At 36.9% G+C, this 21,471-nt stretch carries 19 protein-coding genes; 8 read left to right on the top strand and 11 right to left on the bottom strand.

What is annotated here, in order from left to right; all coding sequences use genetic code 11:
- The first annotated feature begins 18 nt into the window (after window positions 1-18).
- The 8 genes from hemF (at window position 19) to ASU03_RS13500 (ending at window position 8,718) form a co-directional block, all read left to right on the top strand.
- Window positions 19-972 (top strand): oxygen-dependent coproporphyrinogen oxidase, encoded by a 954-nt coding sequence (hemF, locus tag ASU03_RS13465; protein ID WP_057832323.1) that lies wholly within the window; start codon window positions 19-21, stop codon window positions 970-972.
- Window positions 973-1,107: 135 nt separating this feature from the next.
- Window positions 1,108-1,848 (top strand): dienelactone hydrolase family protein, encoded by a 741-nt coding sequence (locus ASU03_RS13470; protein WP_057832324.1) that lies wholly within the window; start codon window positions 1,108-1,110, stop codon window positions 1,846-1,848.
- A gap of 179 nt (window positions 1,849-2,027) precedes the next feature.
- Complete coding sequence (locus ASU03_RS13475) at window positions 2,028-2,459, top strand: hypothetical protein (protein WP_057832325.1); 432 nt, start codon at window positions 2,028-2,030, stop codon at window positions 2,457-2,459.
- Window positions 2,460-2,720: 261 nt separating this feature from the next.
- Window positions 2,721-3,893: an outer membrane beta-barrel protein gene (locus ASU03_RS13480; protein WP_197411256.1), complete on the top strand. Its 1,173-nt coding sequence runs from the start codon at window positions 2,721-2,723 to the stop codon at window positions 3,891-3,893.
- A 55-nt stretch (window positions 3,894-3,948) separates the two neighbouring features.
- On the top strand, window positions 3,949-4,488 hold the full coding sequence (locus tag ASU03_RS13485) for a polysaccharide biosynthesis/export family protein (protein WP_057832327.1): 540 nt from the start codon (window positions 3,949-3,951) through the stop codon (window positions 4,486-4,488).
- Between the two features lie 12 nt (window positions 4,489-4,500).
- Window positions 4,501-6,759, top strand: a complete 2,259-nt coding sequence (locus ASU03_RS13490; protein WP_057832328.1) for a GumC family protein — start codon at window positions 4,501-4,503, stop codon at window positions 6,757-6,759.
- A gap of 151 nt (window positions 6,760-6,910) precedes the next feature.
- Entirely contained in the window at window positions 6,911-7,639 is a 729-nt protein-coding gene (locus ASU03_RS13495) for a tyrosine-protein phosphatase (RefSeq protein WP_057832329.1), read from the top strand.
- A 41-nt stretch (window positions 7,640-7,680) separates the two neighbouring features.
- Window positions 7,681-8,718 carry a VanZ family protein gene (locus ASU03_RS13500; protein ID WP_057832330.1) on the top strand — a complete coding sequence of 346 codons (1,038 nt, stop codon included), beginning with the start codon at window positions 7,681-7,683 and terminating at the stop codon, window positions 8,716-8,718.
- A 107-nt stretch (window positions 8,719-8,825) separates the two neighbouring features.
- Here the strand turns inward: ASU03_RS13500 and wecB are convergent, their stop codons facing one another.
- From wecB to galU, 11 genes are all read right to left on the bottom strand, one after another.
- Window positions 8,826-11,099, bottom strand: a complete 2,274-nt coding sequence (wecB, locus tag ASU03_RS13505; protein WP_057832331.1) for a non-hydrolyzing UDP-N-acetylglucosamine 2-epimerase — start codon at window positions 11,097-11,099, stop codon at window positions 8,826-8,828.
- Window positions 11,100-11,240: 141 nt separating this feature from the next.
- Window positions 11,241-11,990: a WecB/TagA/CpsF family glycosyltransferase gene (locus ASU03_RS13510; RefSeq protein WP_057832332.1), complete on the bottom strand. Its 750-nt coding sequence runs from the start codon at window positions 11,988-11,990 to the stop codon at window positions 11,241-11,243.
- Between the two features lie 7 nt (window positions 11,991-11,997).
- The gene (locus ASU03_RS13515) at window positions 11,998-13,239 is read right to left on the bottom strand and encodes a hypothetical protein (protein WP_057832333.1); all 1,242 of its coding nucleotides are present in this window, start codon (window positions 13,237-13,239) and stop codon (window positions 11,998-12,000) included.
- Window positions 13,239-14,309 carry a glycosyltransferase family 4 protein gene (locus tag ASU03_RS13520; RefSeq protein WP_197411257.1) on the bottom strand — a complete coding sequence of 357 codons (1,071 nt, stop codon included), beginning with the start codon at window positions 14,307-14,309 and terminating at the stop codon, window positions 13,239-13,241. Before ASU03_RS13520 ends, ASU03_RS13515 begins: the two co-directional genes overlap by 1 nt.
- Before the next feature lie 163 nt (window positions 14,310-14,472).
- Window positions 14,473-14,652, bottom strand: coding sequence for a hypothetical protein (locus tag ASU03_RS13525; protein WP_057832334.1), 180 nt, complete (start codon window positions 14,650-14,652; stop codon window positions 14,473-14,475).
- 83 nt (window positions 14,653-14,735) lie between these two features.
- On the bottom strand, window positions 14,736-16,073 hold the full coding sequence (locus tag ASU03_RS13530; protein ID WP_057832335.1) for a phenylacetate--CoA ligase family protein: 1,338 nt from the start codon (window positions 16,071-16,073) through the stop codon (window positions 14,736-14,738).
- Between the two features lie 203 nt (window positions 16,074-16,276).
- Window positions 16,277-16,771 carry a serine O-acetyltransferase gene (locus ASU03_RS13535; protein WP_057832336.1) on the bottom strand — a complete coding sequence of 165 codons (495 nt, stop codon included), beginning with the start codon at window positions 16,769-16,771 and terminating at the stop codon, window positions 16,277-16,279.
- Between the two features lie 9 nt (window positions 16,772-16,780).
- Window positions 16,781-17,833, bottom strand: a complete 1,053-nt coding sequence (locus ASU03_RS13540; protein ID WP_057832337.1) for a glycosyltransferase — start codon at window positions 17,831-17,833, stop codon at window positions 16,781-16,783.
- Window positions 17,833-19,143, bottom strand: coding sequence for a hypothetical protein (locus tag ASU03_RS13545; RefSeq protein ID WP_157465904.1), 1,311 nt, complete (start codon window positions 19,141-19,143; stop codon window positions 17,833-17,835). Before ASU03_RS13545 ends, ASU03_RS13540 begins: the two co-directional genes overlap by 1 nt.
- Window positions 19,130-20,380: a lipopolysaccharide biosynthesis protein gene (locus tag ASU03_RS13550; RefSeq protein ID WP_057832339.1), complete on the bottom strand. Its 1,251-nt coding sequence runs from the start codon at window positions 20,378-20,380 to the stop codon at window positions 19,130-19,132. Before ASU03_RS13550 ends, ASU03_RS13545 begins: the two co-directional genes overlap by 14 nt.
- 18 nt (window positions 20,381-20,398) lie before the next feature.
- Window positions 20,399-21,304 (bottom strand): UTP--glucose-1-phosphate uridylyltransferase GalU, encoded by a 906-nt coding sequence (gene galU / locus ASU03_RS13555; RefSeq protein WP_057832340.1) that lies wholly within the window; start codon window positions 21,302-21,304, stop codon window positions 20,399-20,401.
- Between the last annotated feature and the right edge of the window lie 167 nt (window positions 21,305-21,471).

The following is a 21,471-nucleotide window of genomic DNA, read 5'->3' on the forward strand; positions in this document are numbered from 1 at the left end:
TTGATAAAGAAGCAAACAATGTCTAATCAAGCCCTACCTAATAACGAAACTAATCACGAAACTAATATAACGCAAGTCATCGCTTATTTTAAAACCTTACAAGATAAAATTTGTCAGGCAATAGCAGCAGCGGACGGCTCGGGAAAATTTATTGAAGATAACTGGCAGCGTAAAGAAGGCGGTGGTGGTAGAACCCGGGTAATGACCAATGGCACAGTGATTGAGCAAGGCGGGGTAAATTTTTCCGTGGTATCAGGAGACAAGTTACCACCTTCTGCAACCGCTCATCGCCCAGAACTTGCTGGCAGAACATGGCAAGCTTGTGGGGTTTCATTAGTTATCCACCCTAAAAACCCTCATATGCCGACAGCACACGCCAATGTGCGCTTCTTTATTGCCGAAAAGCCAGGCGAAGATCCAGTTTGGTGGTTTGGTGGTGGTTTTGATTTAACACCTTTTTATCCACAAGATGAAGATGTGCAACATTGGCATCAAACCGCATTCGATTTATGCCAACCTTTTGGTGACAATGTTTATAATGATCATAAAAAATGGTGCGATGAATATTTTTATTTAAAACATAGGGATGAAACCCGTGGTGTTGGTGGTCTATTCTTTGATGATTTAAACCACTGGGATTTCGACACTTGTTTTGATTATGTTAAAGCGGTTGGCCAAGGTTTTATTGATGCTTATGTGCCTATTATGCAGCGTCGTAAAAATGATGCTTATGGTGAGCAAGAACGTCAATTTCAGCTGTATCGCCGTGGCCGCTATGTCGAATTTAATTTGGTCTTTGATAGAGGCACCTTATTTGGCTTGCAGTCTGGCGGAAGAACCGAATCAATTTTGATGTCGATGCCACCACTGGCTCGCTGGGAATATAATTATCAGCCCGAAGCAGAAAGTGCAGAAGCTAAATTAGCGGATTACTTAATCCCTAAAGATTGGCTTAACGTATTAAAGAAATAGCTTGAAATAAAATGCAGCTAAGGCAATTCAATAATATTACTCCTGCAAGTAACACTAAAGATGAAAAGTCTTATTGAATAGCCCCTCTGCCCAATTCAATTCAGTGTTAATTTAAAACAAGGACATTAACGGAAAATGATCATCCAACAGCACAGCCATGATATAGCAACCCCAACAGGCACTATGCGTACTTATGTTTATCGTCCACAAGCGCAGGGCAAGTTTCCTACGATTATTTTTTACTCTGAAATATTCCAACAAACAGCGCCGATAGCAAGAACAGCGGCACTCATGGCTGGGCATGGCTTTGTTGTACTAGTACCTGAGGTTTTTCATGAGTTAAACCCTATTGGCACGGTATTAGGTTACGACGATGCAGGCAAAGACAAAGGCAATCAAGACAAGTGGGCTAAACCTTTAGAACACCATGACAGCGATACCCAAGCCTTAGTGAGTTTTATTCAACAGCAAGAGTATTGCACCGGGAAAATTGGCACCATGGGCGTTTGTATTGGTGGTCACCTAGCCTATCGCGCCGCATTAAATGACAATATTTTAGCCGCGGCTTGTTTGTATGCTACTGATATCCATTCAGGCGATTTACCGAGTGATGCAGGCAATGATTCACTCACACGCACCAAAGATATTAAAGCGGAATTATTAATGATTTGGGGTAAACAAGACCCGCATATTCCGGCTGAAGCCCGTATGAAAATACACCAGAACTTAATAGCTTCGGGTAATATTTTTGCATGGCATGAGTTTAATGCCTCGCACGCCTTTATGCGCGATGAAGGTGAACGCTATGATCCTCAACTAGCATTGCGTGTTTATGGTATGGCAGTAGAGCTATTTCAACGTGCTTTACGCGCTTAAGTTTAACCTTAACTTTAACCTTAGTTTCAGCCTTAACGGTACAAACAACACTGTGTTTTATCACACACTTAGTTAATACAGGTAAAGTAGCTAACGGCATCGGCTAAAGGATCAATATAACAAATGATTAATAGTAGCGAAAAGGGATAAAAGAATATACCCTGACGGTCTAAGGCTATATGGAATTGATACAATTGAAAGCGAACGACCAAAAAATATCTGATCAACCAGCGATTATAAAATTGTTATCCAGAATGCCTGAAGAGGTTGCCAACAGTTTTACCGATGAGCAGTTAAGTCATTTATTAACGGCTATAGGCTCACGTGGTTGGGGAAAACATAAAGTAGATTTTAGAGGCACCTTTAAACTGCCCTTTTACCAATGGCGATTTTATTATGTCTTACTTGCTGGTAAAAACTACAGAGAATTAAGCCGAGAAGAAAGACGCATGTCACTTTTCATCACAGCCATATGCTCTAGCCTATTTATAATATTTTCGGCCACACTTGGTTTATTGGTGCTTTATCTAATAAAGTCCGCGCTGGGTATCGACTTATTCCCTGGGTTCTCGCTGGGTATCTGGGGTTGGTTTAAAGAAACCTTCTTATAAAAACTATAGGTTGATTGATAAAAAAGTGTCAAGCTTTTTTACACTATAAAAAAACCATAAACAAACTTTAGCTAAACCATTAATTATATTGTTCTTTTATTTGTGGCATAAATATTGCTAAAATGAGTTTCAAAGAGCTGTAACACGCATTACATATTTCAATTTTCAATTTTAAATTTTAAATTTTCGTACTATATAAATAAGGAAGTTGTGATAGCTGTGGTAAAAATACAAAAAATGATCGCTTTAATTAACACAACTATGAATAAATTAGTTAGAAATAGCACCATCTTAGCCGTTGTCATAACAACTACCCTACTGATAAGCACAAGTATTAATGCAGAAGAGCGCCAAGGTTTACTGCTAAATGCAGCTATAGCAGGCCAATATGACGATAACGTCTTACGAAAAATCGATCCTATTTCTGATTCATCATTACAATTTTCACCTGAATTACAGTACTTAACTCATCTTGGCAAACACATATTTTCTATGCAATACCAAGGTGAATACGCGGCCTATAAAGAGAATAACAAGCTCAATTATAACAACCACGACATCGCTTTATTTGCACGTTTAGACCACTCTTTAAAAATAAATTCAGCATTTAAACTTTCATATAAAGATGAAATAGAAGAGCCAGGGTCAAATAACTCGTCATCATTATTCATTAGACAATTTAACCAAACCAAGATAAAGCAAGCAACGGCGAAGTTTTATTACGGCAGCAAACAAAGTATTGGCCAATTGGTATTAGGGTTAGATCATAGAGAAAATCGATATACTAATAATTTACAAGGCTACCGTGACGTAGATAGAAACAGCATTACGGGAACATTTTTTTATCGTATCGCGCCAAAAACACGCTTACTCTTTCAGGCAAGTATGGGTAACTACAATTATATTATTAAAAGTCAATTCCCAGACCAATCAAGTAAAGAAAACTTCTATTTAGCGGGTATTGAATGGGACATAACCGCTAAAACCAGTGGAACATTTAAACTGGGTTATCAAGGTAAAAACTTTGAGCAAAAAGTGTATAATGACATTAGCGGTTTATCTTATATGCTTGATATGACTTGGAAGCCAAACACCTACTCAACAATAGAAATAGGTGCCAGTCGAATGACAAGAGAATCATCTCAGCGATTAACCAGCGCTTTTGTAACAAACTCATACACTGCAAACGCCGAACATGAAATAACACCAAGAACAAAACTTAAAGCATCATACACAGTCGACAGTGATGACATTGTTAGCATACGAAGCAGAACCGATAAACGCCATAAACTAGTTTTAGGGGTAGAGCATAGCCTGTTAACTTGGCTCAATATAGGCATTGATTATCAATTTATTGAAAGAAACTCTGACTTGGAAATATATAACTATAAAACAACTAGCATAGGGCTGTCTTTAACGACCAGATTTAAATAACACCTAACACCTAACACCTAACACTTAATAACACCAGTAAATAACAAGGAAATTCATGAGGTTAATAAAAATCTTTATCATCATGTGCATAACAATAATTATGCCTATAACGGGTCTAGCTGTTGCTGACGAAATTGATGGTTATCGTATATCGTCTGATGATCAAATATCAGTTACAGTATTTAACGAAACAGACTTAAGTGTAAATAAAGTACGCGTTAGTGGTAATGGCGCTATTTCAATGCCATTACTAGGACAAGTCGCTATTGAAGGACATACTCTTACTGAAGTAGAACAAAAAATAACAACGTTGTTATTAGAGGGATATTTAAAAAACCCCAACGTTACCGTAACCATTACCGAATACCGCCCTTTTTACATTAACGGAGAAATTAAAAAGCCTGGCAGTTACCCATACAAAAAGAACTTAACCATAGAAAAAGCGGTAGCACTTGCCGGTGGTTTCACTGAAAGAGCCTCTCGAACAACAATTAATTTAGTAAGCGAAAATGATAAACGTATTGTCAAGCCTGTCGGCTTAAGTGACAAAATAAAACCAGGTGATGTAATCACTATCAGCGAAAGTTTTTTTTAAGGACGAATGAATATGAACACAGCCGTTGCTGATAAATCACTAGCAGTTCAAGCTATTCCTAATAATTTTGATAACGAAGAGATTATTGATATAGGCCAGTATTGGCGGACAATTAAAAGGGCTAAATGGAGCATAATGGCAGTAACCTTATTCTGCCTAATCATTGGTGGCTTAATTGCCTCATCAGCTGTACCCATATACAGAGCATCCGCCAAAATATTGGCTGACCCTCAGCAGCCTAATGCCAATAGAAACGAGCAATATATCGCCTCTGCATTGGTGTTTTTATACTACGAAACACAGTACGAAATAATTAAATCACGTAGCCTTGCGGCAACGGTGGTTGAAAAACTTGGCTTAGTTGAAAAATATAAACAAGCGCAACAAGAAAATAAAAACAAAGCAGTTTCTGGTTTTAGTAGCACCATTAAAGAAATAAAAACAGAGTTTACGGCACTGTTCAGTCAAGGTAATCAGGCTAAAAACATAGCCCCTACTGATGCTGACATTAAAGAGATGCTTGCTTTCGGTATTCAAGCGGGTATTGAAGTATCGGGCGGTAAACAAAGTCAGATAATTAATATTAGTTATACCTCTGCTGACCCACAGGATGCTGCAAAAATAATCAATGCAATTTCTGATGCCTACATTCAATTTGGCTTAGAATCACGCTTAGCTGAAGTTAAAAACACTGAAGCTTGGTTAGGCGAGCAATCTGCCTTGCTAAAGCAAAAACTTCAAGAATCAGAAACTAAGCTGAGCACTTATCGCTCACAACAAGGCTTGGTTGATACTAGCCAACAAAAGCGTATTGCCAATACCCAACTGCAATCATTAAACAACGAATTAATACGTGCGCAAACTAAATTAAGCGCGGCAGAAGAACAATATTTAGCGGTTAAAAACGTTAAACCCGGTGCAAGAGAATTCTACTCATTAGGGCCGGTATTACAAAACAAATCAACCAGCGATATGGTAAAAGAAGAAGCTTTTTTATCACGTAAAGTTAACGAACTTTTCGAACGCTATGGCGAGAAACATCCCAAAATGATAGCGGCGCGTGCCGACCTTAAAAGTGCACAAAATAATCTTGCCACAGAAGTAACTAAGGTAGTTGATAATATTGAAAAAAATTACCGTTTAGCACAATTCCAAGTAACAAACATCAATAAACTAATAAGTAAAACTAGGGCTGATATCCAATCACTGCAAACTGAAAACTTTTCATTAGTTAGCTTAGAAAGAGAGGTGGAAAATAACCGCAGAATTTATGAACACTTTCAAATTAGCCTAATGGAAATTAGTGGGCAAAGTAAATATACCGCTTCAAACGTGCAAATTATTGACCGAGCAACAATCCCTAAAGCGCCGTTCAAGCCGAATATTAAAATGATAATTGTGCTTGCAGCTGTATTTGGTCTTTTCTTTGGCATTGTCTTAGCCTTTATGCGCGAAGCATTAAACAACACCTTTAAAACACCTGATACCATTGAAGAAAAACTAAAAATAGCAGCGTTAGGCATTACCCCGATAGTTAAAGGTAAAAAGAATAGCACTATACCGGAAAAGCAATATTTAGAGGATTCTCGCTCCCCCTTTGCTGAAAGTATCAATACTATTCGTACCGGTTTATTGTTTTCAAATATTGATAACCCACCCAGAACGATTCTAGTGACCTCAGCAACAGGTAGTGAAGGTAAATCCACCTTGGCCATGAACCTTGCAGCGGCCTATAGTAACTTAGGGAAAACCTTGTTACTTGAAGTCGATTTGCGCAAACCAAGCATAGCTAAAAGTTTAGGTATAGAGAATAAATTAGGGTTAACTGATTTAGTTACCGGCACAATTACCGCAGAAAGTGATATTTTTCACAAAGATAATAATGACCAATTAACCATTATTACCTGTGGCACTATGGCGAGAAACCCGCTTGAGCTATTGTCTTCACAAAAATTTGAACATGTGCTTGAAAAACTTAAGCAGCACTTTGACTACATAATATTAGATGGCCCGCCGACACTACCGGTGAGCGACTCTTGCATTTTAGCCAATAAAGTTGATGGCGTTATCTTTACCGTTAAAGCCGAAGATACCCGTATTAACGTCGCTAAAGAGGCAGTATCACGTTTACAAAAATTAAACGCCAATATTATTGGCGCGGTGTTAACGGTAGCCGAACCCAATAAAATGAGTTATTACGGCGATCATTATTATTCCGGTGAATATTATGGGGTAACACCAGAAAAAGACACCTTACGCAGTATCGCCTAAGCTGGTTTAACGGACAAAACATGAGAATGACGGTCTTACTCGCCGTCATTCTCTAAGTCTCTTATACGGAATCTTGTCGGCAGTTATAAGTTCCTCGGTTAAAACAGCGCATTGACGATAGTTTCAGTTAACTTTATAAAGGCATACAGGCATGATCGACATTCACAGCCATATATTACCCGGTATCGACGACGGTGCACGCACCCTTGCCGAAGCGCTAGATATGCTGCGCATGGCTATCGACCAAGGGGTGACTACACAAGTATTAACCCCGCATATTCACATGGGACGCTTTGATAATACCAAACAAGGTATAGAGCAAAAATTTAGCCAATTTCAACAGCAAGTAGATGAAGCTAACATTTCCATAAAACTTCTTTTGGCTGCCGAGCTGCGCATAGGCCCTGAAATAATGGCATTAGTAAATAACAAGCAAGTTCCTTGGCTTGGCGAATATCAAGGGCAAAAAACGTTTCTACTAGAGTTCCCAAGAAACGATATTCCCTTCGGCAGTGACAACATGGTGAGATGGTTACTCTCTAAAAACTGTTTACCGGTAATAGTACACCCGGAGCGCAACCGAACCTTTCTAACTCACCCTGAAAAGCTAACAGTGTTCACAGATTTAGGCTGCCCCATTCAAATTACCGCTAGCAGCCTTACCGGCAAGTTTGGCGCAGATGTGCAACAGTGGTCAGAACAATTACTCATTGATGGAAAAGTTAGCGCCATTGCCTCTGACTGTCATAATTTGAAAGGAAGAACGCCTGATTTACAAGCGGGTTATGAACACGCTAAAGCGATAGTGGGAGAGCAACAAGCAAGTACACTAGTTAACTTAACCCCCAACATGTTGCTCCACAATAATAAATATCAATAAATGTCCCAATAGGATTAAAGTCAACCTGAGGCTCACCGAGAATGGGCTATACCAATGAAAGCAAGGCTGAAGCAATGAACATTCCAGCTCAAAGAAGAAAACAATTAAAAAAAAACAACCTCAGCAATTTATTTTCTACCTGGGCCTTTTATTTTTTCATTATTATAACGACTATAACTTTATCTCCCTACAATTTTGACTTTGCTACAAATGGTGTATTTACATGGACAATCAATACATTTGATATGTTCGAAAATCTATTTTTATTATTCCCAATAGGTTTTTTTCTCACACTTGCCAGCGATAAAGTAAAACCAATAGACATAGTTAAATATACGGCTATCGGCTTTATTTTCAGTTTATTTATTGAGTTTTCACAATTATTTTTGAAAAGTAGATCCAGTCAATATTGGGATGTTATAGCCAATACTCTAAGTATAATTTTGGGAGCGTTTACTGCGGTCTGTCTAAAGCCTTTAACAAATAAGTTATCAATAACAAATTCATCCATTGCTATGTTAATAAGTACGCTTTTCTTACTTAGCATATTATTAATTACAAGATTAATGATGAACAAGCAAAACTTCGGTTTTTTTGAACTCTGTTTATTACTGTGTAGTAGTGGCCTTTTAGTGCTGATACTTAGCCATTACTCACAAAAAAACAACGAGTTACTTCTAGGTGTAAGTGCCATAACAAGCATTGCTTTTGTTTTTGTAAGTTTATTGCCACTCTTATTTACTAATACTCCTTTATTCCTAATACTTAGCCTACTTTCTGGGCTATTAGTGCCTGCGTGTGTATTTGTAATGTCTATCACTGATAATCTTTCACATTCAACAAAAAAAATGATTATATTTATTATCATCTATCCGCCTATTATAGTTTTCAGCGGAATAGCCATCACAAATTTAATGGCGACAAGCGCAGGATTTTCCATACTGCAACTAGATAGGTTATACGGCGTAAATGAAGGCCGTGGTGTAGGTGGTGTTATGGTACAAGCGCTATTACTACTGACCATAACAGCGCAACTGCTTCACTATGTTATCTACTCGAAGAGCAGTACAAAAAGTTGAGTCCGCCCCCTAAAACATAAAAACAATAAATTTAACGAATAAAAAACCCTCTATAAATAGAGGGTTTCATTAAGTTTTAAATCCTGCGTGTTTTTATAAAATAACGGCTAACGTAATAGGCCGCAGGTATCTATTAATGAGTCACTCGCCTTTAACTCTTTATAACAGTTATGACCTGTTACCAAGACCACAATATCTGCCCAGGCGAATAACTCATCAACTTCGTTAATACGCGCTACTGACCACTGAGGAACATAAGGGTCATGGTACTTAACCTCAAGGCCTGCCTGTTGTAATGCATGCACCAATGGCTCTGCTGGCGTTTCACGACAATCATCAACATTAGGTTTATAGGCAACACCTAAAATACCAATTTTTTGACTTTCACTCGTTCTAGCTTGGCTAATAATTTTGTTGGCTATTTCAATGGGTCTTTTATCATTAATAGCACGCGCCATACGAACAAAATCACCAGCTTTAGTATTTTCAACTAAAAACCAAGGGTCAATCGGAATACAATGACCTCCAACACCTGGGCCAGGGGTTAATACATTAACTCTCGGGTGACGGTTAGCAAGGCGCACCACTTCATAAACATCAACCTCTAGCTCTTCACATACTTGTGATAGTTCATTGGCAAAGGCAATACCAACATCACGAGAAGTATTTTCTACTAGTTTAATACACTCCGCAGTGGTTAAGTCGGTTAAGAAAATCTCACCTTTAACGAAACTTTGATAAATGGCTTTAACCTTTTGCTGAGCAACAGCATTACTTGCACCAATGATACGGTCGTTATTAACTAATTCATCTAAGGTTGCGCCGGGAATAGCACGCTCAGGGCAATGCACTACATCCACGTTTAAACCTGCATCAGCAAAGCGTTTAGCAACAGCCATACTTGTTTGCGGTGAAATAGTTGACTCAATAATCACGGTTTGTCCGCTTTTAGCCACTTTAGCAATGGCATCGGTAGCACTAAATACATAACTACGATCACAACGATTATCTTTATGTGGTGTCGGTACCGCCACTAAATAAGTATCACTTGAAGGAATTTCTGTCGTGGCAACTAAATACCCCTGAGAGACCACTTTAGTAATAAGTTCCGGCAAGCCAATTTCATCAAAGGGACACTCTGCGCGGTTTATTGCCGCAACTTTTTCTTTATTTAAATCAACACCGGTAACGCGGTAACCTGCTTGCGCGAGTAAACTGGCTATTGGTAAACCCATATAACCCATGCCAACCACAGCAATAGTTTGGTTCTTAGCAACAATAGGCCGCTCTAACGCCGTACTGTTCTCATCAAATAAAACATCAATAATGGCTTCAGCGACATGGCCATCACCAAAAGGGTTGTCCCAGGTATAGTTATCACGACTTAACCATTTTTTCGCCGCCTTAACGGCTTTTTCTGCATCACGACCAACAAGTTCACTTGCGCCAACTTCAACGGCTTCAGGTCGCTCAGTATTCTCTCTGAGTGTCAGGCTTGGCACACCTAATAAACAGGCTTCTTCTTGTATACCACCAGAATCGGTTAAAATTAATTTAGCGTGCTTTTGTAATTGAATAAAGTCCAAATAACCTACGGGCGGAATAAGTTGTAAATAATCAGGTACTTTTATGTCAAACTCTTGGAGTCTTGATTGAGTTCTTGGGTGAATTGGCCACACTATTTTACCGGTATAATTTACATGCATTTCATCAAATAAGTGCAGTAACTCCATAAGATTAGCTTTTACATCTACGTTTGATGCTCGGTGAGCTGTCACTAAAAAGTAGTCACCCGCAGTTAAATCAAGATCTTTTAAAATGGTACTTTTTTGTGCGGATATTTCTAAATTTTGAAATAATGAGTCCGAGACAGTATTACCAACAGTATAAATTCGGCTGTTCGGTATACCTTCTTTTACTAAAATCGCATGCTGGTTAGGGCCAACCGCAAACAAGTACTCACTCATGTGGTCGGTTAAAATACGGTTAGTTTCTTCCGGCATAGTGCGGTCGTAACTACGTAAACCGGCTTCAATGTGACCTACTTTTATACCAAGTTTTGAAGCCGCTAACGCGCCCGCTAACACCGTATTAGTATCACCTTGCACTAAAACCACATCCGGTTTTTCAGCTAACAGTATTGGTTCCATTTTAATTAAAATGTTACCCGTTTGATTACTGTGTAAACCTGAGCCTACGCCGAGGTTATAATGAGGTGCTGGTAAATGTAACTCATCAAAAAAGATACTATCCATATCTTTTGAGTAATGTTGATTAGAGTGAATAATAAAAAACGAGATGCCTCGCTTTTCACATTCACGGATCACCGGAGCCATTTTAATTATTTCAGGCCTTGTTCCTACAATAATGCCGATTTTCATTTATTTTCCTAACATAAAGTTTAATTAATTTTTGTCGTTAAGTGCTTTACTGATAATTCACAGCTGACAGCTAAAATCGAAAGTGCAATACGTTAACCTGACTCAGGTTAACTGTTATTATTTATAATTTCTTAGCAAATATTATTTCTTAGTAAAAAAGCGTTCTTTAATCAGCAAGGCAGCAAATTTACTATTGGTAACTAAATAACGTTTCCACATTCTGCCCGGCTCTTGAATTATCCGATACAGCCACTCTAAGCCATTGTTCTGCATCCACACTGGCGCACGCTTAACTTTACCGGCAACGACATCAAAAGTGCCACCCACACCCATAACGAAATCGACGCCAAGCTTGTCTTGCCACTTGTTAATAAAGTTTTCTTTTTTCGGCGAAGTGATGGCAACAAAAAGTAATTTGGCACCAGAGTCTTTAATCATTTGTACCACGGCGGCTTCATCATGCCCCTCTTCATTAAAGAAATAACCATGATGAAAACCAGCCAAGGTTAACTGCGGATATAAGGCCTGAACTTTTTCAGCGGTTTTGGCGACAACATCTTCTTTAGCACCGAGCAGAAACACCGGAAAATCACGTTTGGCACTCATCGCCATTAACTGATGAAATAAATCTACACCGGCAACGCGTTCTGTTACTTTATGGCCACAAAAACGTGCACCTAATACCACGCCCATACCATCAATATTGATCATATCGCAGGCTTTAACTGAATCAGCTAATACGCTATCGGTTTGCATATGTACTAACTTGGCAACATTAACCACCACATGTTGCATAAACTCGCCGTTTAGCAATTTATCTTCTATATGCGCAACACTTTCACTCATGGATAAACTGTCCATTGGCGCGCCTAAAAATTCTATTCTGGCCATTTAATTCCTAGCTCCATGCTTGTTGTACTGCTGTTTCTTGCTGCTCTATTTTAGGCTCAACTATGTTTTGATCTTTTGGGCTTTGTTGAGCAGTAAAGTTATTAAAATAGGCAAACGAATAATAAACCCATGCTTGGGTCCAGCGAATGTAATTGATTTTATTGGTGAAATTTTTATGTTTTTGATAAACAAAACGTTTTTTATTAGGCATATATAAAGAATCAATTGCTTTGCTAATGATTTTTTCAGCGAGTTGTACGTCTTCGGCTGTACCACCTACTTTTAACAAGGTAAAAATAGCTTGCGAAACACAGTGCATATCAAGCGGATAGCGATTGTTATGATAATATTTTGCCGTGCCGTCTTCTTCAAATAAGTGTTCTTTGTAATAACTAAGCCCCTTTTCTATTGCGCTATCAAATTCGGTTACATTTAAAGCACCACGCAGTACATGTAACGCTTCGAGGTTATACCCCGTGTGAAAGCCGTCAATAAATTGATGATGATGACGCGAGCCATAAACCCAAGAGCCATCGTCGCCCTGCTCTGTTACTGATTGCCGAGCCACTTTTAACGCCAGGTTTTTATATTCCGCATTATCGGTAATATTGGCAACAAAACCTACCCAAGCAGCGCCCCATAAACTAGCATTGTGGACAAAAGCAGTTTCACCGGGAATATAAGCAAAAAACTCACGACCATCATGCTGACAATATAAGGTTTTAACAATAAAATGCGCGGCATCTAAAGCTGGGATACGGTATTTTTCGTCACCAGTAACTTCACTTAACGCATAAAGCGCCTGCGCCACATAAATAGTGGTAATAACATTAGGTTTACCTTTAGGTACATAAAAAGCACGGGCGTTCCAATCAAAATGATAACCCCAACAAGCATGTTGCCATACATTAATATCGCTTTGTTGCGTTAATAACCAGTCAGCTAACTTAGTCGCTTCTGTTAAGTAATACGCTTCTTGTGTGCGCTGATAATCTTCCAACAACCCTAAAATAAATAAGCCGATACCTTTTGGGTTCCGCATAGCAGGTACGCCAAGAAAGGATCTTACATTGACAATACTGCGCTTGTTTAATTGTGTCCAAGCTAAACCAAAAAGTCCTGTTTTAAGTTTAGGGAAAGTAGTGAATAGTTTGCTATTTAAACTATCAAAGGGATCTTGGCCAGCGTAATCATTATATTGAGAGTCTACTAATACATCTTTAGAAATTGTTAATACTGTCGGTTTCATTACTTTGCTTCCAGTAGTTCTTTATAGATGTCTTTTAACTGTGGAATAATTACCGCAGGGCTAAAGTTATGTTGATATTTTTGTTTCGCCGCGTTGGCATATTTTACTCTGATATTATCATCGGCTAACAGCGAGGTTAGTGCATCAGCTAAAGCATCAACATCACCCGCTTCAATTAACAGTCCCTCTTCTTTATCAGTAATCGCATCAGGAATGCCACCTGCGGTAGAGGCTACCACAGCTACTCCTGCCGACATTGCCTCTAAAACCCCCATTGGGAAACCTTCGTTATAACTGGGTAAACAATAAATAGTGGCATCAGCCAAACATTGATTTTTTTTATCGCCAGCGACCCAACCAAGAAAAACTACTCGCTTTTCAATACCTAATGCCTTGGCTTGTGCTTGGTATTTAGCAAGATCACCATCGCCCCCAAGGTGCAACTCAGCGCTAGGAAACTTATCAGTAATGTTAGCAAAAGCGTTAATTAAATCTTCAACACCTTTGCGCTGACCTAAACGACCTAAGAAAAGAATAATAGGCTGTTTTGATTTTTTAACTGGAAGAGTAATTTCTGGCACCGCATTGTAAACCACACAAGTTTTATTACTGTCATCAACAATGCTATTAACCCATGTTAACCACTGACTTGATAAGACAATAACCTTATCAGCCATATTAAAAGTATCGCGGATATGTTGTTGTTTATCTTTAGAGCATTCTTTATTGTAAAACGTTTCAAATTCAGCGCCATGTAAATGAATAATTGTTTTAGCGCCGAACTTTCTGGCTAGACGTAATATCATAGCCTTACGGGTATAACTGCCCCGTGAGGCCATATGAACATGTACAACACCTAGCTTATAAAACAAGCCATAATAAACGACTTTAACTAATACACTGATAAAGACATAGAGCCGATCAATACCGGCGGGAAGTTTAGCCGACTTATGAGAAGCGAGTAATAAGGTGTTCGATTGTTCAAAAAAGTGACTTTCTTTAATCACTTGTAATACCGTGGCAATACCGCCACGGCCACTCACGTTTGTACCTACCATTAAATTAATCATTTTAAATACTTACGATATCCTTATTTCTGATAACAGAACAAAATTGTCCAGCTTTAGTTCTCGGTACTTCATTAACTTTTGAAAACCAATATTAATATCATTACCTAACCGTTCTCTTAAGCCCTTTCCAATGGAAAGTACTAACTTTATTAATATATTCAACTTATAGATGATATAACCAAGAATTTTTGGATACCCCACCACTTGCACTGTTATACGGCGCTTTAGAGATATTTACATCCCGTCCTTTTAAGGCTCTTACTATCCTTTCATTTGCTTCAGCATACCCGCCCACTATTGTATCTTTTGTTTTAAAAGGGCCTATATATAAAATATCAATCATTAGAATCTATTTACCTTGAAATGAATATTTTGTCATTATTCAAAACCATTTTTGAATAAAATCATCTAAGTTATAATGAGTTATCATTCTTCTGTTTTATTCGTTGTTTCATTTAGTACCCACCGATACTTACCTGCTTTTGTTCTAGCAATGTCGCTCACTATTATTACTTCAGCGTTTATTTTTTTACTGACATATTTGTTCAAATTATTGATTATTTGATCACCATCACTTGGTCTATAGTTGTCAGAAGGGACTATTCTTATTTCCCATTGTTCAGTAGTTGTTTGTACAACTTGTGATTTTTCTATATTGCTAACACCTTTAAAAGCGAAAGTGATTAATGAAGGGCTAATAGGCGTATTATCAATGTCATAAATAATATCTTCAAACTTACCAGATATTGGTTCTATCATCGGATAGTTAGAGCCACATTCGCAAGGACCTTTTTTCCACTTTGTGCGATCAGATAGTTTATAACGTATAAGAGGCATTACATGATTGTGCAATGTTGTACCTACAACAAAACCTACATCATCAGTTGGATTATCATTCTCATCTAATATTTCCACATAAGAATAGTCACTGTTGACGTGTAGATTTTTGAAACGACATTCTGTTGCCATTGCAATTCTCTCAGCCATGCCATAAAAATCACAAACTTGACCAATCGTATTTTCTATTACTTCTCTTTGGTATGGATAGAGCATTTCAGAAGCGGTAAAAACATACGGTATTTTAATGACTATTTTGTTAGTACTAGCGTATTGAGCAAGTTGAAAAGCCGTTGATGGGTAAGCTTGTAATATATCGGGATTAAAATGATTGATTACAGCAATGAAATCTTTACATGTATCTTTGCTTAAATGTCTAGAAGATAATAGAAGTTGATTGTCAACATCGTTATATACCCAATAAGGGGCTTTCTCTTGGGTGACACTAATAATATTATCACCTCTTAAGGTAGCTCTTTTAACCATTTTGACGTTGCAGACGCTCTGCCAATGTCTTTTAACAAATGAGTTTTCCCATAAGATGGAATTTAAAGACCTGTATATCTCTAAAGGTGTTCCTGTTGTACCACTAGACTTTCCAACTATTTGTAAAAAGTGAGCCTTGCCACCATTAGGATAATATAGTGCACGATTTTTTAATAAATCGTTTTTTGTTATTACAGTACAATTATTTCTAATAAACTCTTTAATTTCAGAACTATCAGCAGGAACTTCTAATTCCCTATAAGCAGGTAATATTTTCTTTGCCTTAAGTATAGATTTTAATAAAAGTTCATTTTGCAAAGAGTTCATTTCTTCTGAAGCTAATTTATCCCGAGATCTAAGTATCTTTATTCGACTATTAAGTAAAAATACATCGAGTAATAAAAATCGGAATAATAACTTAAACTTCTTAATTGTAAACATTAAATTCTCTTAGATAGTAAGGCATTGACATTTTTCATTACCTAAAGGTGTTGTTTTGTTATATATTTGTTCTTAGGGTGTCAATTAAACCTATCAAAGAGGAGGGATAAAACCATTTTTGGTTTATTAATCCAAAAAATAAAAAGTCTAAACTTCCTTAAATATAATTTATGAAATAGTTTTATTTTAGCATCCGCAAAAAATCATTTTATTCTCATATATTCGGCTGTACTTTCATCATAAGAATCATTTTTAGTGATGTCGTAATCTAGGTCATAAACTGAACCTAGAATCTTGGCTGGAATACCACCTACAATAGAGCCTTTAGGCACGCTTTTGGTAACGACAGCATTAGGTGCAACAATAACGTCATCTTCGATAATCACCGGACCAACAATCACGCACCCAGGACCTAAAAAAACGTTATCACCTATATTAGGAACTTTTTTAAATGGCCCTTTACCTACCGTTTTACAACCAATGCCAATGGTACAGTTTTGACCAATGATAGTATTATCATGAAGAGAAACCCCTAAGCCTTTAACCACAAAGAAGCTACCTTTATCTATACTGGCTTTATAAGGTACTCTACAGTTATAAAGTAAAAAAATTAACAACTGAAATAACTTTGGTAATAGAGGTATTCTCTTTATATAGAGCCAACGAGCTATACGGTAAAAAATGATTGCATTTGGCATTAATGTTCCTTAACTTTCTATTATTAATTTTAAATGGGACGATATTTCGTTCCATGTTTTTGTCGTTGTATTTTTTCGAATAAAATCAGAATCTAGTTTATGCCGTTGATTAGTCACTCTAGATAAAGCTTCAGCAAAAGCTTGCGGGTTATCTTCACACAATTCACCATTGTATTGATTTAAAATTTTTATCTGTTCTGTTGTCGAAGTTCCTATAACAAACATACCATTTGCAATATATTCTAATGCTTTAGTTACAGGTTGCACATCGTAGTAAGTAGTTTTTGGTACGTAAGACACCCCAATATTACAACGCTCAAAAAAGGGGGTAAGTTGGTTATGTGGGATTCGTCCATGAACCTTAACTAATTCAGATAAACCTAAAGAGGTAACTAAGCTTTTTAAATCAGCAACTTCATTGATATAGCCATCACCTACAATGTCATAACTTTCAATAATATGGTCGTGGTTTTGGTCTAGGTGTTTTTTTAAACCCACTAAGGTATCTGTTATTTTTCGATTCGATAAAGTGCCAACATACAGCAATCTTATCGTATCAAATGTTTTATAATCCGTTGTAAACTCTGGCGAGCCTAAACCAACCACGTTGTAATTTTTAAGTTTTAATAACTTACCTAACGAATCGGAAATTACATTAATTTTTTGTGCAAAATAACTTTCAAATTTTAGCGTTTTATTAAACAACATTCGGCTAAACCACTTAGGGTCAATCGACCCCGTTCTTACATCCATAATGAAGCATTTTTTGGGAACTACAGTTCGTAACAAAGAACAAAAACGAAAATATTTTACAAACACTAAATCATCACGCTCTTTTAAAAATGGTTTGATATGTTTAACAAAATCTAGCCACTTAAGAGCACCATTTTTATCTATATTGATGTTTATAATTTCAATGCCTTCCTCTTCAATGAGTGGTTTTCCTGCGTTAATGCATATATACCTAATGTCATACTCACCTTTTAAATGAAGAGCGTAATAATAAGTATCGATTAAATAACCAAATTGAGAAGTACAAATAATTGTTAATTTTTTTTTCATCAAGTAACTACCTCCTTACGTTGTGAACCCGTACACAATAGTAGGAGTATAAAAATTGAAAAAGTAACAGAGTTGATATGCATAGTATTTGAATAAAAAGGAAAGAGCATACATGCTTGTATTAAAAACAAACCACCTGATTTAAAAGCTGTATCATAAAGGTGAATTGTTTTACGTTTAAATAATTTGATGAATAGATAACATAAAAATAAAGCTAGAATTAATACTCCGAATAGTCCAACATCCCAAAGATATATCGTCAATTGAGATGCAGCAAAATTGATTGGCGAAGCAAAAACAACAGCTTCAATATTATTAGCGTTAGCAAATTTAGAAGACGTTAATCCGTAACCAAATAAGGTATTTAAACTAATCCCCTGTTTAACATTATTAGCAAACCAGATATCTATTGCTGCTTGCCGACTAACTTCACCCGTTGAATAATCGATTAAATCTTCTTGAGAGTAACTCTCTGATATATTAGAAATATATTCAACGACAGATCGACCTTCTCGACTTCCCGTTGAAAAATTACTATTGTAATTAGTAACTAAAACTGCAATGAATATGGTAATAAATAACGATGAACCTAAAATTATTTTTGGCTTAAAAAATTCTTTTGGTTCAAGTATTGATATAACAATAAATATCACTAATACAACAACTATTTTTGTTTCCATCATGAATACACTGGCAAGACAAGACAAAATAGCTAAAACATCTATGTAGGTCCCTTTTTTTAACCTTATTTTTTTGACTGCCATCGTGCAATAAAAACATAAAAAAAGTAATAAACCTGCACTATTACCACCGCCACCTTGAGGATTAAAGCCAAAAGTACCTGAGATTAAATCCCAATCAAATGTTCTAGCGGTAGAGGCTCTTGCTGTGATAAAAAACTGGCTAATAACAAAGGGTAATTGAATTAAAACTATGAATCTGATCAGTTTATATAAAGCAGCAAGTTGCACCTGAGTTAAAATAATTCTCGATGCAATTAACATAGCGATTGAGGGTATAACATAATCTTTAATAGCTATCGCCTTTAACGAGCCTCCGGTTAAAAATAGCCAGTTAAACCCTAAATACACTAACCAAAAAAATAAAAACAGCTGTATATTATCACTAAATAGTGGGGCTTTATTAGGGCATAACAATAATAACAATGGCACCATAGCACCTAGCCAATAAACTTGACTTACTTCTAAATAACTAGAAATTAACCCAACAAAAATAAAATTAAAAAACATAAAAAATGGAACTATATAATATGCTTTTCTAAATGGAGCTAAGATATTAAGCAACATCATACTTCACCTTAATTTCGTTTGTGGTATAGGTAAAATAAATACATATAGATGCTGATATAGTAAGAGAAAAAGCAGAGGCAATTGAAAAATACCATACCCCTGTTAATAACGTTTGCTGTAAGCCGAGCCATAGAAATAGCGTAACAAAACCGGCATTAAATAATTGCCAATAATAATCGTATTTTTGTTTATCAAAGATAACGTAGACATAAGTGATCGGAGAAAAAACAACCAAAGCTAATAAATAAGGCGTTAAAGCAATAGCAAAGTTTACTGCCGGTAGCCACTCTTCCCCCATAGCAAAAGTAATTACTGGTGCACCCAGAAAAATCACACCTAAAATGTAAAGGCTCACAGCTAAGCCAGACAACACAGATATTTTCCCATAATTAACTAGAGCTCTTTTCGGAGAAACAAGTATTTCTCTTTTAATCACGTCGGCAACCGCCGCCACTATGATCACCGCAGGTGCAATAACAAATTTTACCGCTAGACTGTAATAAGCTAAAGCAGTGTTATCATCAAGTAACGTACCGACTATAATTAAAAACATGCCCCCGCTATATCGATTTAACAAATGAGCAGGAATTAAATATTTAATTACACTTTTTGCACTGATCACTACTTGTTTGCTATCGCTAACAACCCCATCTTCTGAAACGCTGTTTACAGATTTTTTATTGAAAAGCTTAACTGGTAGTATATTGGCTAAAGCAAAAGCCAACATGATAATAAAAGGCGATAACTCTACCAATAAAAACAAAACATAAAAAATTATTGGAAAAAATACCGCTCTGCTTATTCTTGTTAAGGCATTTGTACTAAACAGACCCTGCTTTATATTTTTCTGGATAGTGAATTCAAAATTAGCGGTAGCATATAACATGGCAAAAAATGCGAGGAATACCATTATTGGATTAGTTGCACTATCGCCAGCAATCACAAATGCCAACAACGACAGAATAAAAGCAGTGCAGAAAGTTAGCTTGCTAAAGATCGAGTCTAAAAGTCTAAATCTTGTGTCACTAATATTAAATACGGTAAATTCTAAACGGAGCGAGACAAAAACACTCAATACAGCTGTGATAGACAGCAAATAACTATATTGACCGTATATGTCAGCGCCACTTAATTTCGCAATAAAAGGTACACTAAAAAACGAAACTAGCTGTGCTAGCATTACACCAAAACTAGTTGTAGCATAATGCTTTAGGTTATCAATTTTAAATTTACTCAAAAAACAAAGCCCTTAAAATTAACGATTAGATAAATCGACTGTTTTCAAAAACGCTCTCAAACCTTCACCCAACACAGGGTCAAGTAACGAATATTCTATATTCGCTTGCAAGTAACCGAGTTTATTACCACAATCATGACTGCGACCAACAATTTTGTAAGCTTCCATTTTTTCAAGCAAAAGCAACTGATGCATAGCATCGGTAAGTTGAATTTCGTCGCCAGCACCTGGGGGGGTAAAGGCAAGTAAATCCCATATCTTGCTTGAAAGTACATAACGACCCGTTATTGCTAAATTTGACGGTGCTTCGTCTAAACTTGGCTTTTCAACCATGTTGGTGATGGTGGCAAATTCAGACGCTTTAAGTTGTACGCCGTTAATGTCGACCACACCGTAATTACTTACCTCTTGCTCGGGTACTTCTTCAACCATTACTTGGCTAATATTAGTTTGTTCAAACCTTTGTACCATTTGGGTTAGGTTGTCTTTCTTTAAATCGGAATGGTATTTGTCGATCAATACATCGGGCAGCATAACAACAAAAGGATTGTCGCCAATAATAGGTCTAGCGCATAAAATGGCATGGCCTAAACCTAAGGCGTTAGATTGCCTAACCGAAATAACGTTGGTGCCTTTTGGCGTAATGCTGCGCACTTCTGCTAGCAGTGAGCGTTTAACCCGTTTTTCAAGCTGAGCTTCAAGTTCAAAACTTTTGTCAAAATGATTTTCAATGGCATTTTTACTTGAGTGAGTTACTAAAACTATATTTTTAATGCCCGCGGCTGCGGCTTCTTCCACTACGTATTGAATTAATGGTTTATCAACTACGCTAAGCATTTCTTTGGGTATAGCTTTGGTGGCAGGTAACATGCGTGTGCCAAGCCCGGCTACCGGGATTACTGCTGTGGTGATTTTATTGGTCATTGTCATTGTCCATAATTTTTTATGCGTGCTTTCATTTAATGAAAGATTTTTTAAATGTTTATAGTTTTATTACCTTTTTTGAATGTAATAAAACTATAAAAATTCATTACTCTAGTAACTAAAACTGGATCTTCGACTAGTAACTTCGAAGATGACGTACCTTTAGC

This window comes from Colwellia sp. TT2012 (genome assembly GCF_001440345.1).
Classification (GTDB): domain Bacteria; phylum Pseudomonadota; class Gammaproteobacteria; order Enterobacterales; family Alteromonadaceae; genus Colwellia.

Excerpts from the sequence above, each read along its gene's own strand:
- ASU03_RS13490 (WP_057832328.1), top strand. The coding sequence starts at position 4,501 with ATGAACACAGCCGTTGCTGATAAATCACTAGCAGTTCAAGCTATTCCT.
- ASU03_RS13495 (WP_057832329.1), top strand. The coding sequence starts at position 6,911 with ATGATCGACATTCACAGCCATATATTACCCGGTATCGACGACGGTGCA.
- ASU03_RS13485 (WP_057832327.1), top strand. The coding sequence starts at position 3,949 with ATGAGGTTAATAAAAATCTTTATCATCATGTGCATAACAATAATTATG.
- ASU03_RS13515 (WP_057832333.1), bottom strand. The coding sequence starts at position 13,239 with ATGAAACCGACAGTATTAACAATTTCTAAAGATGTATTAGTAGACTCT.
- ASU03_RS13525 (WP_057832334.1), bottom strand. The coding sequence starts at position 14,652 with ATGATTGATATTTTATATATAGGCCCTTTTAAAACAAAAGATACAATA.
- ASU03_RS13520 (WP_197411257.1), bottom strand. The coding sequence starts at position 14,309 with ATGATTAATTTAATGGTAGGTACAAACGTGAGTGGCCGTGGCGGTATT.
- wecB (WP_057832331.1), bottom strand. The coding sequence starts at position 11,099 with ATGAAAATCGGCATTATTGTAGGAACAAGGCCTGAAATAATTAAAATG.
- ASU03_RS13475 (WP_057832325.1), top strand. The coding sequence starts at position 2,028 with ATGGAATTGATACAATTGAAAGCGAACGACCAAAAAATATCTGATCAA.
- hemF (WP_057832323.1), top strand. The coding sequence starts at position 19 with ATGTCTAATCAAGCCCTACCTAATAACGAAACTAATCACGAAACTAAT.
- ASU03_RS13470 (WP_057832324.1), top strand. The coding sequence starts at position 1,108 with ATGATCATCCAACAGCACAGCCATGATATAGCAACCCCAACAGGCACT.
- ASU03_RS13540 (WP_057832337.1), bottom strand. The coding sequence starts at position 17,833 with ATGAAAAAAAAATTAACAATTATTTGTACTTCTCAATTTGGTTATTTA.
- ASU03_RS13545 (WP_157465904.1), bottom strand. The coding sequence starts at position 19,143 with ATGATGTTGCTTAATATCTTAGCTCCATTTAGAAAAGCATATTATATA.
- ASU03_RS13530 (WP_057832335.1), bottom strand. The coding sequence starts at position 16,073 with ATGTTTACAATTAAGAAGTTTAAGTTATTATTCCGATTTTTATTACTC.
- ASU03_RS13510 (WP_057832332.1), bottom strand. The coding sequence starts at position 11,990 with ATGGCCAGAATAGAATTTTTAGGCGCGCCAATGGACAGTTTATCCATG.
- ASU03_RS13535 (WP_057832336.1), bottom strand. The coding sequence starts at position 16,771 with ATGCCAAATGCAATCATTTTTTACCGTATAGCTCGTTGGCTCTATATA.
- ASU03_RS13480 (WP_197411256.1), top strand. The coding sequence starts at position 2,721 with ATGAATAAATTAGTTAGAAATAGCACCATCTTAGCCGTTGTCATAACA.
- ASU03_RS13500 (WP_057832330.1), top strand. The coding sequence starts at position 7,681 with ATGGGCTATACCAATGAAAGCAAGGCTGAAGCAATGAACATTCCAGCT.
- galU (WP_057832340.1), bottom strand. The coding sequence starts at position 21,304 with ATGACCAATAAAATCACCACAGCAGTAATCCCGGTAGCCGGGCTTGGC.